Raw genomic sequence first — 14,228 nt, 5'->3', positions numbered from 1 at the left:
AAATACTAAGTAAATTGAAATAAGATTATGGATTTTGATAAAGCAGGCAATGCAGAAGATTTAGATAACGAAAAACTTCAACTGATATGTAAGGCTTATAACAGAAGATTACTATCAAGTCAAAGAGTTGTTGATGGCATCAATTCAATGAATTACAGTAAACTTAAAATCTTATGCAAGTATAATAATAAGTTTAGTTACAAAGGTATTGAAGAATTACTATCAGATAAAGAAATTGTTAATAACATCAACGATTACGATGATGAAATGTTTAGGTCTATGATAAATCATGCAACTTCGGAGGGCTTTGTTGCATAGCTCCTGATAAGGCAGGTAGGTAAAGTAAATTCATGCAGCTAATTCGAACTTAGCCATACCTATATCAGTAAATTTATTAAGCAAATAGCACTTAATTAGTAATTCTTTTTCACGATTTATTTCAGATTTATTCTTGAGACTAAACCCAAACGTTTTTTTCAACCTATAGAAAAAACATTCAACAAAGGATCTTAGTCCATATTTTGTTTCTTGTGTCCATTTCTTTATACCGTTCTCATAGTTTTCACATAATTTAATCACATTAATGTTGCTATTTCTTTCTAATTGATAATCAATTTTCTCATAGATTTTCGCACCTTTTATTGGTCGAATGATTGGTTTTATATTATGTCCTTTACACACTTTATACATACTAGCTTTATCATAAGCTGCATCTGCGCGAACAGATGAAATATTATATTTATCTACTGTTCCCTTTAACATATCGCATGATAATCAAGTGTAGTACCATTAGTGTACTTCATATCTATAACTTTTTTATTATTTATACTTAAAATAATATGTAACTTTCTTACTTGATCATATCCATTATATTTTCTTACTTTTGCATTTTCTTTATTACGTTGATGGGTGTTGTTATAGATACAAATACTGGTGCTATCTATAGCTATTTCAATGTTTTCCATACCATTTTTATCAATTCTACAATCATCAATTTTCAAGTTAAGCTTTTTGAATCTTCTAGAAGCTTGAGTATAGCTAATGACTTTGAGGTCTTTTCCCATTTGCTCTATACAACCTTTTACGAAACCAACTGCTTGTCTTAAGCCAATCCTAAAAAAATGGACTACTATATGTATCAAAATTACAACTTTATCACTATAAATGTTATTGCCACCTGCAACTTTTGGACTATTTTCATACCAATTTTCTATGGCTTGATTAACAAAATGAAAAACATTTCCTCTTTTTTGAAGAAATTTGTTATATTCGTAGCAGTTACTGACCTTCATTTTGACTGGCATATTGGTGGTTAAATACCTGTTTTATAATGATTTCTGTCAGTAACTTCCAGTTTTTTTTACTTGAGCCATGCAACAAAGCCACTTCGGAGCACAATATTCTAGAAATACTAAAAGGTGGAGAGGTTTGCAATACCAATAATGAATTTGAGAGTAGTGATAGTGAGGAAAATGAAGAAGATTATGGATATTATGATAATTCTGATTACGAGGAAGATGAAAAAAATGATCTGAATAACTTTGCTAAAGAAGCACTAGGAAATAAAGGAACTAATGAAAAACGTATTGATGATGGTCAGTCTCATAATATTAATCACGTAATATTTATATACATGACTAATAGTAAGAAGTTTGCTGATAAAGATTTTACAAAGTTATACGACAATAAGGAAATTCTTGAACGCATTAATTCAGTTACTGATGAAAGATTTGAACTCATACTTAGTATTGATAGGTTTGACGGTACCAGTATTATAGAATTACTAGAAAATCAAAATGCTGCTAGGAACATCGATCTTATTGATAAAGAAACGTTGAAATATATAATTGAGAATGATAAATTTAGTCTTAAAGATATCATAAAATTACTAGAAAATCAGGAAGTTGTTGAACGCATTAATTCGGTTGGTCCTAAAAAATCTAAAATCATACTTAATAGTGATAAGTTTAATGATACCAGTGTTATTGTAGAACTACTAAAAAATGAGGAAGTTGCTAAGAACATCAATCTTATTAGTGAAGGACTGCTTGAATACATAATTAAGAGTGTTAGGTTTAGTAAAGTACTAAAAGATCGAGAATTTATTAAGCTTACTAATTTGATTGATTCTGAAAAATCTAAATCCGTATTTAGGAAATTTGATTATACCATTATTATAGAATTACTAAAAAATCAGGAAGTTGTTAAACGCATCAATTCGATGAATAGTGAAATATTTAACTTGATATTTAAATATCTTGATAAAGGATATATTATGAATTTACTGAAATATCAGAGTTTGTTTGATCAAATCAATTCTCTTGATGGGAGTAAAGTTAGTATCATGATAAGTAATAATTTTTGTACAGATGAAGAGATTGTAGAAATACTAAAAGATCAGAGTTTACTCGCTCGAGTCAATTCTATTGATCTTGAAAAACTTGAACTTATATCTAATAGTAGTAAGTTTTATCGCCCCATGATTATGGATTTACTAAAAAGTCAGAATTTTATCGATTCTATTAATACTGAAAAATTTCGACTTCTACTTAATAGTATCAAATTGCATGGCAAAAGGATTATAACACTACTAAAAGATCAAAATGCTGTTAAGCATATTAATTCTGTCAATAATGAAGAGCTAAAAGAAATAATGAGTAATGTTGTTACTAGTAAGGTGTTTGTAAGTATATTTAAAAATTTTACACCTAGCGTAAAGTCAACTTTGAGGTTTGCTATACTCCTGCGTAAAGCTGGTGAAATTACAGATATTAATATCGATTACTTGAACAACAAGGAACGTATTTACGAAGATATAATTAAATATGTTCCCCAAGAGCTGAGCATAGACATTAAATATCCTTTACCAGGAATTGCCATGGACGTTAAAGATCTTCCTCAAAAGCTGGACATAGATATAAAGTCATTTGTAGAATCCAGTATATTCAAGAAAGGTATTGCATGCGAAGAACCTACGTCAACATTATATAATTTATCTCTAGCGCAGGTTATTGAGAATATAAATCCACATAAAAGAGCCAGGTATTCCTAACACCACTAAATTCATTTGTTTATAATAATTTCACTATACCGTAAAATCATCTATATTAGACTGTTTTTGCTATATTTTCTCTCCGCTTTTTCTTGGTAAGATCACTAAGCAGCTGATTGAGAAAATTTTTATAATATAGACCTTCGATGATTTTTCAGTAATAATATAGTTTCAGGTGAATATAGTGAACGTTTCATACAGAAATATAGAAATTAAGCTAATTTAATATAGGTAATATAGGTAATATAGGTAATATTGGTAAAACCGAATAACAGGTTGAATTTAAATGTTAAATCTAGAATCTTTACCAAAACATCTAGCAATTATTATGGATGGTAATGGTAGGTGGGCAAAGAATCAAGGAATGGTAAAAATTGATGGTTATAGAAAAGGCAGTGAAGTTGCATTTGATATTGCTAAACATTGCACAACCTTAGCCATATCTTACTTAACTTTGTATGCATTTTCCATGGAAAATTGGCTCAGACCTGAAAACGAAACAGACTACCTATTTAATTTATTTTACTCCACTTTAACTAATGAAGATAAAATGAAATTCATTTGCAATTGTAACATTAAGTTAAATTTTATTGGCAATTTAAGTCTATTGCCCAGTAAAATATTCGATCAAATCAAAAAAGCAGAAGAAGTGACACATAAGAACGATGGTCTATTACTCACTGTTGCAGTTAGTTATGGAGCAAAGCAGGAAATTATACATGCTATCAACAACGTCATAAAAGGAAATATTGATTGCGTATTGGAAGAGGAATTTGAAAAATTTCTGTATACTAAAGATTTACCAAAATTGGATTTATTAATTCGCACTGGTGGCGAGAAAAGGTTAAGCAATTTTTTATTATGGCAAGCAGCTTATGCTGAATTGTATTTTTGTGATACTTTGTGGCCCGATTTTTCTTGTCAAGATTTGACCAAAGCACTAGAAGATTATACAAAAAGAGAAAAAAAATATGGTAGATAATAACTTTATGGTTAGAATATTGTCCTCAATAGTAATATTACTCATATTTTCTTTTGCTACATATTTCAGTGATTTATCATTTTATCTACTAATTTTTTCAATTGCAGTTTTATCTTCTTTTGAATGGTATAATCTAACTCAGGGCAATAGAATCTTATACATTTTCGCATTACTATTAATCGCACTACCAAATGCCTCGCTAATATGCCTATATAATCTACCACAGGGAAAATATGCATTAGTATGGCTTATCTTAACTATTTGGAGCATCGATATTGCTGCCTATTTTTTCGGCAAAAATTTTGGTAAAACTAGAATTTGTCCAATCATTAGCCCTGGGAAAACTTGGTTAGGACTTTTTGGTGCAGTCTTAGCTGGAATAGTGTGTACAATTTTTGGCTCAATATTTTTGAGTTTATTTCCAATTTTTTATTCTCCAATAATTGGTTTGATAGTTGCTATTCTAGCCCAACTTGGAGATTTCACTGAGTCACTCATCAAAAGAGTTTACAATGTTAAAGATAGTGGAGGTATTATACCAGGCCATGGAGGAGTACTCGACCGTATGGATAGTTTCATTTTTACTGCCCCTCTCATTGCTATTTACATAAGCTAAAAAAATGAAGTACTATTAACCTTTGGTTCTTTCCTTCTTGCTTATTACTTTCACCTCAACAGATTGAAATTCTTCGGCACTCACTATTTCATCCATTGACTTATTACAATAAGGACAATACATTTCTCCTTCTTTGTGTAAGTATACTATTGGATGACCAGAACCATCATCATTCTCATCACCACGGCAGCAAACTATTACATTATTATCCCTCACTTTTAACATGTCTCTCCTTTAGCTTACAATATTTTACACATCTAACATACTCGTTTGGAAATAAAAAAGACAACAAATACTTATTCTCCATTTTCTACCCTATTTAGATTAATCAATTCACTTTGGACACTTTTTGACACAAAGTTGCTAACATCTCCTCCTAATCTCGCTATTTCCTTTACAAAACTTGATGAGATAAATTGAGTATCCTCAGATGCAGGAAGAAATATAGTTTCGATTTCAGGAAAGAGCTTATAATTTACCCAACTCATTTGAAACTCGTAATCAAAATCCGATACTGCTCTCAGTCCTCTAATAATAACAGAAGCATTTTGCTCTTTGGCAAACTTCACTAGCAACCCATTAAAGGATATAATATCTGCATCAATTCCTGCTCCTTTCACTTCATTTTTAGCCATGCTTGTGCGCAGGCTTATGTCAAAATTAGTATGTTTATTAACATTCTCTGCAACACCAATTATCAACTTATCGACTAGCTTACATGCTCTTTTTATTATGTCAAGGTGCCCAAAAGTTATGGGGTCAAATGTACCAGGATAAATTCCTATTTTGTTACTAATGTTCATTCTTTGTTTCTATACTTCAAAAACTTTTGATGGACATGATAACGTTTTTTATCTAAAAATGAAAGTACGTAGTTGGCCTGATAGCTCAGTTGGTAGAGCAAAGGACTGAAAATCCTTGTGTCGCTGGTTCGATTCCTGCTCAGGCCACATTCTTTTTCTTAATGTTCTATAATATATTATAATATTAATATAATTATTTAGGAAATAATGTATAAATGTTACAATAGAATATTTAATATACTATTAATTACATTTCTACTATTAAGTAATATCGCTTATAGTGAAAAAGTGAACAAAGAATTATCTGCTTTGACAGTGGAAAATGCAGTAAATTATAATATAATTGTTGGTTTATTGCAAACAGATGAATCTCAAAATATCTATGAGATATTCAATAATTTTGGGGTTAAAACTATATTCATTGACTACGACAAAATAATTAATCTAAAAGAAATCCAAGAAGAGTTCGCAAAACAAGATGAAATATTGGCAAAAAAGCTGATACTAGATCGAATAAAAGTTGAAGTTGCAAAATTTATCAAAGAGCAAAAGATAAACAGAATATTTATTTCAGATAACTTTCATTCAGCTCTTAACCCTTACCGCCAGCTTGTGAATGAAGCAATTGTAAAAATAGTAGATGACAATCCTACAATTCATTTGCTTGCCATATGCGGTGGTTTACAAGACATTATGCATGCAAAAGAAATTGAAATAACAAATGTTGTTAATGATGAGAAGAATCATTTAAAATCAGCATCCTATCCACAAAAAGAGAATATATCTCTTCAGCAGATAAAAATTGTTCCAGGTAGTCGTTTGGAAAAAGTGGTAGCTAGATTTTTACTACCTAATCAAAATGGCTGGTTTTCAACTTATTTTCCGAATGCTCATTCAGGTACAGTAAGTAATACTACAGAGAATAGAAGAAGGCTAGAGCTACTTGGATATAAAATTGCAGCATTTGCCAATGACGGGGTAATAGAAGCTATCGAAGATAAGCATGGTAATATTTACTTTCAAAGTCATCTAGAAGCCCTTGTTGTCAAATCAGATAAAAACTCTCGTTTGTCAAGCCAAAAGGTACGTCAGGTTTCAACACTAGTTGCTATAGCGATTGTAAATGATTTTCTTCATCGCGTTTAATGCTAAAATAAGGAAAATCATTTAATGTCATGGCAGTACCCTTTTTCTTGTCATTCCAGTGCGTGACGATGGAATTCAGTTTTTTATTTCATCAAATTTAGCATAAGCTCAAGTTTGCTTATAAATTTTTCTGGATGCCAGTGTCTGGGCACTGGCATGACATTATGGAATTTGGGCTCCAGTGTCAACTACTCTAATGACACCTGATTATGATGAAAGCAATCTAATGATTTATATAAACCCCATAGCATGTCGAACGAAGCTTTTTTTAAGAAAATCTGAATTTTCAACTACCATTAAACCAAGATTGCTCAGAACTTTAACGCAAAGTATTCTGTTGGAAAATATTCTATTTAGTCCATCAGTTGCAAGTGCCATAGTAAAATTATCAAAGTATCTATCACGTGAAATTTTCTTCAATAGATAATTACTGCCAACATCAATGCCAGAGGATTTTGCAGCAGTTATTTGTCTAATAACACTCTCTACATCTCTCATTCCAAGATTAAGTCCTTGACCTGCAACTGGATGGATTGAATGTGCTGCATCGCCAATAAGCAAAATTCTGCTTTTATGAAGCTTTCTCGCAAAAGTAAAACTCAAAGGGTAAGATTTTCTTTCACCCTCTAATTCAATTTCTCCCAAATAAGAACCAAATCTTTTTTTGAGTTCTATGATAAACTCCTCTTCAGATAAGCTCATCAGCATTTTTGAAATTTCGCATTTTTCTGTCCAAACTATTGAAGAAGTATAGCCACCTTTCATTGGCAAAATTGCAAATGGACCACCAGGAAAAAACCTCTCTACAGCTAAGTTTTGGTGATGTAGTTCATGTTTTACATTAAATACCATGCTATTTTGTTTATAATCAAATTTTATCATTGGTATAGAAAACAACTCTGGCAACTTAGAGTTTTTACCTTCAGCACAGATAAATAGTGATGATATCAATTTTTGATCATTATCAAGAGTAACTTCCATGTATCCTTCGTCACAAGAGATTGTCTTATAGGAACGTGGAGAATATATATTGAGTTTATGCAAAAAATTGTTATTGATTGCATTCCATATAATAGCGCTCTTGATTACGTAGCCCATTGGCTCTTCACCAACCATTTTATGGTCATAATGCACAGTAAATGGACTATCTCCATCTAATATGCATATATCAAGTATTGGTTCAGCTTCGCCTTCTAAGAGCCGCCAAATCCCTAATTTTTCTAGTATTTTTTTTGATCCTTGAGAAATAGCAAATGCTCGATTATCATCAACTGCACGTGGTAAACTATTTTTCTCAATTACGGCTACAGATACAGAGTCATTACTCAGGCCAATAGCAGTAATAAGACCAATTAGCCCACTACCTGAAATGATTACATCGTAATTCATTTTATTAACCTAAAATTACATTCTACCCATTTTGAAAATAGTTTAAACGAACTTTGTAGATGCTGGACTTCTTATCACTACCTTAGTATACCTCAGATTAGTAATAAAGTATTAATTATTTTATGCTAAAATAGGTTTTATTTTATTAAAGGAAACAGCTTATGACTACAGATTGTAAAGAAGAATTATCAAATTGCACTTCTAGGTACAGAGAAGAAATTGTAAACAACAAAAAAGCAATTGAACAAACCATAACTGGCAATAATAAAATTAATATAAGCGATTACTTTTATCAGGGTGATACAATCTGTAATGAAGAACTATTTAATGTAGGAGGCGAGTGTCAAGATACACAACGTGGTAAATATACGTATGATGAATGGAAGCAAAAAATTGAAAAATTTCATGCTAACGAGTTGTTAAAAGACAAAAATTTGCAAGAAACGTTAAAAAGCAAAGATTCGCAAGAAGAGTTAAAAGGCAAAATATTAAAGAATTTTGAAGATTATGAAAAGTATCATGAAAAGTATTATAAAAATGCTACTGAAGCTATAAAAAAAGAATTAGACATAGATTCGAAATTATTAGACATAGATTCGAAATTAAAGGCAATATTCAAAGAAAAGCAACAACCAGAAACTGATGAAACTCGAGCATATTGTGACGTTATACGAGGTTTATATGAAAATGGAGACATGCGCTCTCAACTAAAGTGCAATGATCTTGATTGTTTCAATAGAACAATAGAAGATAATCTATCTCAAAAACAATCCGAGCTAGCTGCTATAAAGGATGACTTTTTGGATAATACGCAAAATATTTTTCAACATATTCAAGTTGAAGATAGTATTTTTTAGAGAAATAGGGAGTGTTAAATAAACTGTGTCAAATCGCATTTTTAGTTCAACTCGATTTTTAACCTACTAGGAAAAAAGATATCAAGTTGAGAGATAGTTAAAGCCCAATCATGTATAGGCATAGTCCATTTTTCTCTTACCTTTTTTATAGCACAATATACCTGTTTATACAAGGCATTTGTGCTAGTAAATGAGCCCTTGGTTTTAGTAAATTTTCTGATCTGTCTATGTAGTCCCTCAATAGGATTTGTGGTATAAATTAATTTTCTTACAGGGCCAGAATATTTTAAATAACTAGACAAATTTTCCCAATTATTCTCCCAAAACCAACGGATATTTTTCTCCCCATTTTTCCTCCAGTTCAAGTAAATAATTCTCGGCAATTTCTCTACTTGATATGTTTTTTTCAAATCATTCATGAAAACTTTTGCTCGATGCATATTTCAGTGAATTTCTTATCTGATGTACTATACATTTCTGCTTTAGGAAATACACTGTTTATAGCTTTAGGAAAGCTTTTTAACACAAGCTATCAGAATATCATCTACTCCTCTCTCTTTTAGGTCATTTAGTACTCCCAACCAGAACTTCACTTTCAGCCAAATAAAAACCCAAAACTTCTTTTCTGCCATTTTGCTAATATGTTATACATACATTTGCTTACACAATGCCCGTCCTCCTTGACCTTAAAAAACCATGAACACTATTGGATATACAGATTGCAGCGGACGACTGCGCCATTCGTTGATTACCGGTAACAATTTGTCAGTAATACTTGATATCTCTGCTGCAGATATTTTATATTTCTTCTACATGCGATGCTATATCCCATGCCACTGGCATATGTACTTAAAACCTTTGCTTCAAGTTCGGTTTGTTTGCCTTTTTCTGACTACTTGTGGCTCGAAACTTCCTTCTCTATCTCTTGGTGTCAATAGTTCAAATACTTGTCCGTAAAGTCTTTGAATTTCTTCGGTTGTTTTCTTCGCTTTCAGCCGACAAATGGTTTTCTATCTCGCCTTCCCTCTAGCAGTTTTTTTATAAATGGTGTTAATGCTCCATCTCTTTCCGTCAATGGTCTTCCTTCTCGTATAGATGATAAGATATTTGTTTCTAATTCTTTATAGTCTACCAAACCGGTAGTTCTGTTTGCTTGACTCATTGTCAAACCTCCATTTTTTTATCAATTTATTACTTTACTTCTCGGTTTGACACAGTTTATTTAACACTCCCGCATTTCCAAATTTTGTGAAGATTCAAATTCTTCTTGCATATCCAGTATGTCTTCTATTACTTGCTGATCTTCATCTCTTTCTTCTAATTGAAATGCTGCTGCTTCTTGAGGTGTTTCTAGCAGTTTTTTTAATATTTCTGTGCGCAGTTTCTCTGGTATTGATTTCCACTGTAGCATTACTAGCATTTCATTGTGCAGCACTGACATTTTCTGTAGTGTTTTCACTTTTTCTGACAGTCCTTTATTTTCTTTTTGCAATGCTTCTATTTTTCTTTGCTGATACTGATTATCTGAATTTGTCATTGGTAATCCATGCATAACCTACTCCAAGTTAAAATTTAGATATTATTAATTAAGTGATACAGTTTCTTTAGTCAATCAATATATTATAACATTAGGATTAACAGCTAAAAGAATAGAATGAAATATCAGGCAATATCCTCTATAATTAAACTTTTAAGATGGAAAAATGACAATTCGTGTAGGAATTAATGGTCTTGGTAGAATAGGCAGAAGTGTATTGCGTGCTATTTTTGAAGTAGAAAACTATAGCGAGCAAATAGAAGTTGTGGCGGTAAATGGGTCGCTCAGTGCTGAGCAGCATGCACATTTGATTAAATATGACTCTGTTCATGGCAAATTTAACGGCGATATTGATTTTAACGAGTCTGAAAATTGGCTATCTATAAATGGCAGGAAATTTTCTTTATATAGAGAACGTAGCCCTGAAAATATTCCTTGGAATGTTGATGTAGTGCTTGAATGCACTGGTGCATTCAACAAGCGTGCGGAAGCAGCAAAGCATAATGCAGAGAGAGTAATTGTCTCTGCTCCAGTTTCAGATGCTGATGTAACTGTAGTTTACGGCGTAAATAACGATATGCTAAAAAAGGAGCATAAAGTGATCTCAGCAGGTTCTTGTACTACAAACTGTCTGGCTCCGATTGTACACGTTTTACACTCCAATTTAGGTATAAAAAGCGGTTTTATGACCACTATACATGCCTATACGAATGATCAAAATATTCTTGATGGCAACCATAGAGACTTACGTAGGGCAAGAGCTTGTGGCCTTTCTATGGTGCCAACTACAACTGGAGCAGCAAAAACAATTGGTTCTGTCATTCCTCAGTTAAAGGGTAAGCTAGATGGTACTGCTATTAGAGTTCCGGTTAGCAACGTTTCTATGGTTGATTTTAAATTTACGACTGATAAGAAGGTAACAGCTGGAGAAATAAATGAAATGTTTAAGAATTCAGCAAATCATGTGCTTTCCGTATGTAACGAGCCTTTAGTTTCAATAGACTTTGTCCATAACCCTTATAGTGCAATTGTGGATTTAGCTGGTACATATGTCACAGGTGATATCTGTAGAGTTGCAGCGTGGTACGATAATGAATGGGCTTTTTCACTGAGAATGTTAGATATAGCTTTATTGTAAAGTATGAACGAAAACTCACAAAAATATGCTTCATTTTATGAGCACTTTGCGGAACTTAGAAAAAGGGTTATTTTTTGCTTTCTATTTTTTTGTGTTACCTTCGGGTTTTGTTACTACTTTAAAGAAAATATATACCGCTTTTTACTTGCACCTTTAATAGAAGTTACAAAAGATAGCAATGATTTTTCTCTAATCTATACAGACTTAACAGAAGCGTTTTTTGTATATCTCAGGGTTGCAATAATGAGTGCACTGTTGTTTTCTTTTCCTGTGTTTGCATGGCAATTCTATATGTTTCTAGCACCTGGCTTATATAAAAGAGAAAGGGCAGTGTTATTGCCATACTTAATTGCAACACCGGTTTTGTTTGTAACGGGAGCCGCTGTAGTTTACTACTACATATTTCCCCTAGCCTGGAAATTTTTTATTGCTTTTGAACATAGCGGTAAATCTTTCGGTATACCAATAGAGTTTATGCCATCAGTTAGTGAATATTTAGACCTTGTTCTTCAATTCATGTTTGCGTTTGGTACTGCATTTCAAATTCCAGTCATACTAACCTTAATGGTGAGAGTAGGGCTAATCACTGCACAAAGTTTGTCAAATAAACGCAGAATTGCGATAGTGGTAATTTTCATTATTGCTGCAATCTTAACTCCACCTGATGTACTAAGCCAAGTAGGGCTTGCAATTCCAATGTTGGTATTATATGAGCTGTCTATCCTAATATGTAGATATATTGAGAAGAAAGCAAAGGATTGAATTAAGAATATTATTTATAAACAAAGAATGAGCACCGGAGCACTTTTTCTTGTTTGAGTGTTTTTGGCACCACAGCATTTTATTGATTTATTGACTTGTTTGCTTAAATATATAATAATTAAAGTATATTATTATTTTGAATAGGAGAATTTGATATGCTAAGTTATGAAGAGTTAAACAAAACACAACAAGGATTATATGATAAGTTACAGACTTCGATAAAAGAAGGTGAGAATATTATCGAGAAGCTACTTGTATGAGACTGTGTTATATAGCGAAACTAGATTTCACTTTTACACACCTAGATGAGGGGTAACAGCAGACACTAGAATGACAAAATCGTTATTCTGCTACTCATTATCGCCGTATAACTATAGCTATATGTGAACTAAAAAAGTAATATTCACTAGATCTTAATATTTTAGATCTATATTTCAATAAAATATTACAATTAGTATGCATGATCCATTTAAAAGTGAGGATTATAAAAAAAATCTTGATTCTCTGATCAAAGCTATAAATCTAGGAAATCCAGAGAAACAATGTTATAAAACAGTAACAGATCTGTCTAATGCTTTAGCGGGTTTTACAGATAAGGCAGAAGATGTAGCTAAGCTTGTTATACGTGATGACTTGAATAATTGTGTAAAGAAGGCAAATAAAAAGCCATTAATTTTTAGGATATTCAATAGAATATTAGGAAGAGATGTTTCGATTAGGAATATAAGTAATTTTATAAAAGATAAATTGCCTCCTTCAACTGCTAGAACAGCAATCGAATATACAGATGTTATTCAAAAAATTTCAGATTTAGAGCGAATAGAAAGAAGTCAAGATAAATATAGGTCATATGGAATAAATTTGGAAAATAGACAGCAAAAGAAAAATCTCTTATATGAGCGAGAAGATTCAGGTTATGGAGGTTCATTAAACGAAGATCCTGAGTATGAAGAAATATCAAATTATCAAGAGGAAAAAAGTAAATCTTTAACAAAAGATTTGCGTAATCTACAATCAATTAAAGAGGAGCCGATTTATGCAACAATCTCTAAAGAACATATAGAAGCAAAAAGAGAACATAGGAAGAAACAACAACTTCAATCTCTTGCACCACCAAAACCACCAAGAGTACCACCAGTACCAGAGAAAATGTTTACTGCCAATCAAAAAATTAGACAAGAACCGAAAAAAGATAAACCTGCAGTACCACCAAAGCCTAAAGATTTAGGCGAAAAAGTAAGCACAGAGCAAAAAATAGTAGTGGAAAAATCAGCTGAGAGTAACCCTATACTACCACTAAAATCTGAAAATCAAGATGGTAAAGAATCAGCAAAAAAATCTGATGGACCAAAAGTACTAGTAGTTGCTATGAAAAAAGAAGTGACTCGCGAGAGTAGTAAAGTAAAGGCATTAAAAGAAAGATTTGAGCGAAATCAAGTAAAGAACGTGTTGCCTGCTGAAAACAAAACTACTTCAGTAACACAAACGGATATCAGTGTGAAGAGAAAACAATCTTGTTCATTTCCAGTAGGGAATAAAAAATCTTCGATCAACCATCTTGCCAGCAAAAATTTACCTTCCACGAATGTAAGTGTAAAAGAAATGGTTGCACGAATTGAAAAGAGAAAAGATGGAAGATAGTAATATTTTGGTATTTCCCTACTCATGAAAATTAGCTCTTATCATAACATTTTTACAGCCATAAGAGGAATTTTTTCGGTTCTGTCGCATTTGTAGGGAAGTAGAAAGAAGAATGATATAATTGTCTAAAAAAAAAGCAAAGATGTTTAGTATCAATCAAAAATTGTTGCCATATTTCAAAGGATTTAGCTTTTCAGCGGATGTTATCTGTATACATGAAATGTCGATTCTCTTTGAGCTATCGAGATTTGGAAGAAATGATGAGTATAAGGGGAGCAAAATTTCTGTAACAAAGCTAGGTAAAT

13 protein-coding genes, 1 tRNA gene and 3 pseudogenes are annotated in these 14,228 nt (G+C 31.9%); 11 read left to right on the top strand and 6 right to left on the bottom strand.

Features of this window, described 5'->3' with window-relative positions; all coding sequences use genetic code 11:
- Window positions 1-27 precede the first annotated feature (27 nt).
- Window positions 28-318: a hypothetical protein gene (locus OPR30_RS03720; protein WP_265030418.1), complete on the top strand. Its 291-nt coding sequence runs from the start codon at window positions 28-30 to the stop codon at window positions 316-318.
- 30 nt (window positions 319-348) lie between these two features.
- Here the strand turns inward: OPR30_RS03720 and OPR30_RS06410 are convergent.
- Window positions 349-1,304: pseudogene (locus OPR30_RS06410) on the bottom strand (IS5 family transposase).
- A gap of 26 nt (window positions 1,305-1,330) precedes the next feature.
- Between OPR30_RS06410 and OPR30_RS03705 the strand changes: the two are divergent.
- The 3 genes from OPR30_RS03705 to OPR30_RS03695 all read left to right on the top strand — a co-directional run bounded on the left by OPR30_RS03705 (window position 1,331) and on the right by OPR30_RS03695 (window position 4,650).
- Complete coding sequence (locus OPR30_RS03705) at window positions 1,331-3,052, top strand: hypothetical protein (RefSeq protein ID WP_265030417.1); 1,722 nt, start codon at window positions 1,331-1,333, stop codon at window positions 3,050-3,052.
- A 286-nt stretch (window positions 3,053-3,338) separates the two neighbouring features.
- Window positions 3,339-4,034 (top strand): polyprenyl diphosphate synthase, encoded by a 696-nt coding sequence (gene uppS / locus OPR30_RS03700; protein ID WP_264375309.1) that lies wholly within the window; start codon window positions 3,339-3,341, stop codon window positions 4,032-4,034.
- A complete protein-coding gene (locus OPR30_RS03695) occupies window positions 4,024-4,650 on the top strand; it encodes a phosphatidate cytidylyltransferase (RefSeq protein WP_007302837.1) in 627 nt (208 codons plus the stop codon). The genes uppS and OPR30_RS03695 overlap by 11 nt, the downstream gene beginning before the upstream one ends.
- 15 nt (window positions 4,651-4,665) lie before the next feature.
- Here the strand turns inward: OPR30_RS03695 and OPR30_RS03690 are convergent, their stop codons facing one another.
- Together OPR30_RS03690 and coaD are read right to left on the bottom strand one after the other, a co-directional pair.
- A complete protein-coding gene (locus tag OPR30_RS03690; protein WP_007302836.1) occupies window positions 4,666-4,875 on the bottom strand; it encodes a zinc-finger domain-containing protein in 210 nt (69 codons plus the stop codon).
- Window positions 4,876-4,946: 71 nt separating this feature from the next.
- Window positions 4,947-5,453: a pantetheine-phosphate adenylyltransferase gene (gene coaD / locus OPR30_RS03685; RefSeq protein WP_264375308.1), complete on the bottom strand. Its 507-nt coding sequence runs from the start codon at window positions 5,451-5,453 to the stop codon at window positions 4,947-4,949.
- Window positions 5,454-5,527: 74 nt separating this feature from the next.
- Here coaD and OPR30_RS03680 point away from each other — a divergent pair.
- Together OPR30_RS03680 and OPR30_RS03675 are read left to right on the top strand one after the other, a co-directional pair.
- A tRNA-Phe gene (locus OPR30_RS03680) sits at window positions 5,528-5,600 on the top strand.
- Between the two features lie 60 nt (window positions 5,601-5,660).
- Complete coding sequence (locus OPR30_RS03675; protein WP_265030416.1) at window positions 5,661-6,599, top strand: gamma-glutamyl-gamma-aminobutyrate hydrolase family protein; 939 nt, start codon at window positions 5,661-5,663, stop codon at window positions 6,597-6,599.
- Between the two features lie 231 nt (window positions 6,600-6,830).
- Here OPR30_RS03675 and ubiH read toward each other — a convergent pair whose 3' ends face one another.
- A complete protein-coding gene (gene ubiH / locus OPR30_RS03670) occupies window positions 6,831-7,988 on the bottom strand; it encodes a 2-octaprenyl-6-methoxyphenyl hydroxylase (RefSeq protein WP_264683217.1) in 1,158 nt (385 codons plus the stop codon).
- Between the two features lie 161 nt (window positions 7,989-8,149).
- Between ubiH and OPR30_RS03665 the strand changes: the two genes are divergently transcribed.
- The gene (locus OPR30_RS03665; RefSeq protein ID WP_265030344.1) at window positions 8,150-8,845 is read left to right on the top strand and encodes a hypothetical protein; all 696 of its coding nucleotides are present in this window, start codon (window positions 8,150-8,152) and stop codon (window positions 8,843-8,845) included.
- Window positions 8,846-8,886: 41 nt separating this feature from the next.
- On the opposite strand, the pseudogene OPR30_RS03660 reads toward OPR30_RS03665, so the two are convergent.
- Window positions 8,887-10,007, bottom strand: a pseudogene (locus OPR30_RS03660) (IS256 family transposase).
- A 60-nt stretch (window positions 10,008-10,067) separates the two neighbouring features.
- Window positions 10,068-10,397 carry a hypothetical protein gene (locus OPR30_RS03655; RefSeq protein ID WP_064085722.1) on the bottom strand — a complete coding sequence of 110 codons (330 nt, stop codon included), beginning with the start codon at window positions 10,395-10,397 and terminating at the stop codon, window positions 10,068-10,070.
- Window positions 10,398-10,548: 151 nt separating this feature from the next.
- Between OPR30_RS03655 and gap the strand changes: the two genes are divergently transcribed.
- The 4 genes and pseudogenes from gap to OPR30_RS03635 all read left to right on the top strand — a co-directional run.
- The gene (gap, locus tag OPR30_RS03650; protein WP_019236363.1) at window positions 10,549-11,520 is read left to right on the top strand and encodes a type I glyceraldehyde-3-phosphate dehydrogenase; all 972 of its coding nucleotides are present in this window, start codon (window positions 10,549-10,551) and stop codon (window positions 11,518-11,520) included.
- A gap of 3 nt (window positions 11,521-11,523) precedes the next feature.
- Complete coding sequence (tatC, locus tag OPR30_RS03645; protein WP_010401503.1) at window positions 11,524-12,282, top strand: twin-arginine translocase subunit TatC; 759 nt, start codon at window positions 11,524-11,526, stop codon at window positions 12,280-12,282.
- 456 nt (window positions 12,283-12,738) lie between these two features.
- Window positions 12,739-13,923 (top strand): hypothetical protein, encoded by a 1,185-nt coding sequence (locus tag OPR30_RS03640; RefSeq protein ID WP_265030415.1) that lies wholly within the window; start codon window positions 12,739-12,741, stop codon window positions 13,921-13,923.
- 142 nt (window positions 13,924-14,065) lie between these two features.
- Window positions 14,066-14,204, top strand: a pseudogene (locus tag OPR30_RS03635) (IS6 family transposase); the annotation flags it as partial.
- Window positions 14,205-14,228 lie beyond the last annotated feature (24 nt).

It is taken from the genome of Wolbachia endosymbiont (group B) of Athalia cordata (assembly GCF_947251845.1).
Taxonomy (GTDB): domain Bacteria; phylum Pseudomonadota; class Alphaproteobacteria; order Rickettsiales; family Anaplasmataceae; genus Wolbachia.
The sequence above is the reverse complement of the archived record's forward strand: the minus strand, read 5'-3'. Positions and strand labels throughout refer to the sequence as shown.

Coding starts and splice junctions, on each gene's coding strand:
- OPR30_RS03720 (WP_265030418.1), top strand. CDS start 28: ATGGATTTTGATAAAGCAGGCAATGCAGAAGATTTAGATAACGAAAAA.
- OPR30_RS03705 (WP_265030417.1), top strand. CDS start 1,331: ATGATTTCTGTCAGTAACTTCCAGTTTTTTTTACTTGAGCCATGCAAC.
- uppS (WP_264375309.1), top strand. CDS start 3,339: ATGTTAAATCTAGAATCTTTACCAAAACATCTAGCAATTATTATGGAT.
- OPR30_RS03695 (WP_007302837.1), top strand. CDS start 4,024: ATGGTAGATAATAACTTTATGGTTAGAATATTGTCCTCAATAGTAATA.
- OPR30_RS03690 (WP_007302836.1), bottom strand. CDS start 4,875: ATGTTAAAAGTGAGGGATAATAATGTAATAGTTTGCTGCCGTGGTGAT.
- coaD (WP_264375308.1), bottom strand. CDS start 5,453: ATGAACATTAGTAACAAAATAGGAATTTATCCTGGTACATTTGACCCC.
- OPR30_RS03675 (WP_265030416.1), top strand. CDS start 5,661: ATGTATAAATGTTACAATAGAATATTTAATATACTATTAATTACATTT.
- ubiH (WP_264683217.1), bottom strand. CDS start 7,988: ATGAATTACGATGTAATCATTTCAGGTAGTGGGCTAATTGGTCTTATT.
- OPR30_RS03665 (WP_265030344.1), top strand. CDS start 8,150: ATGACTACAGATTGTAAAGAAGAATTATCAAATTGCACTTCTAGGTAC.
- OPR30_RS03655 (WP_064085722.1), bottom strand. CDS start 10,397: ATGCATGGATTACCAATGACAAATTCAGATAATCAGTATCAGCAAAGA.
- gap (WP_019236363.1), top strand. CDS start 10,549: ATGACAATTCGTGTAGGAATTAATGGTCTTGGTAGAATAGGCAGAAGT.
- tatC (WP_010401503.1), top strand. CDS start 11,524: ATGAACGAAAACTCACAAAAATATGCTTCATTTTATGAGCACTTTGCG.
- OPR30_RS03640 (WP_265030415.1), top strand. CDS start 12,739: ATGCATGATCCATTTAAAAGTGAGGATTATAAAAAAAATCTTGATTCT.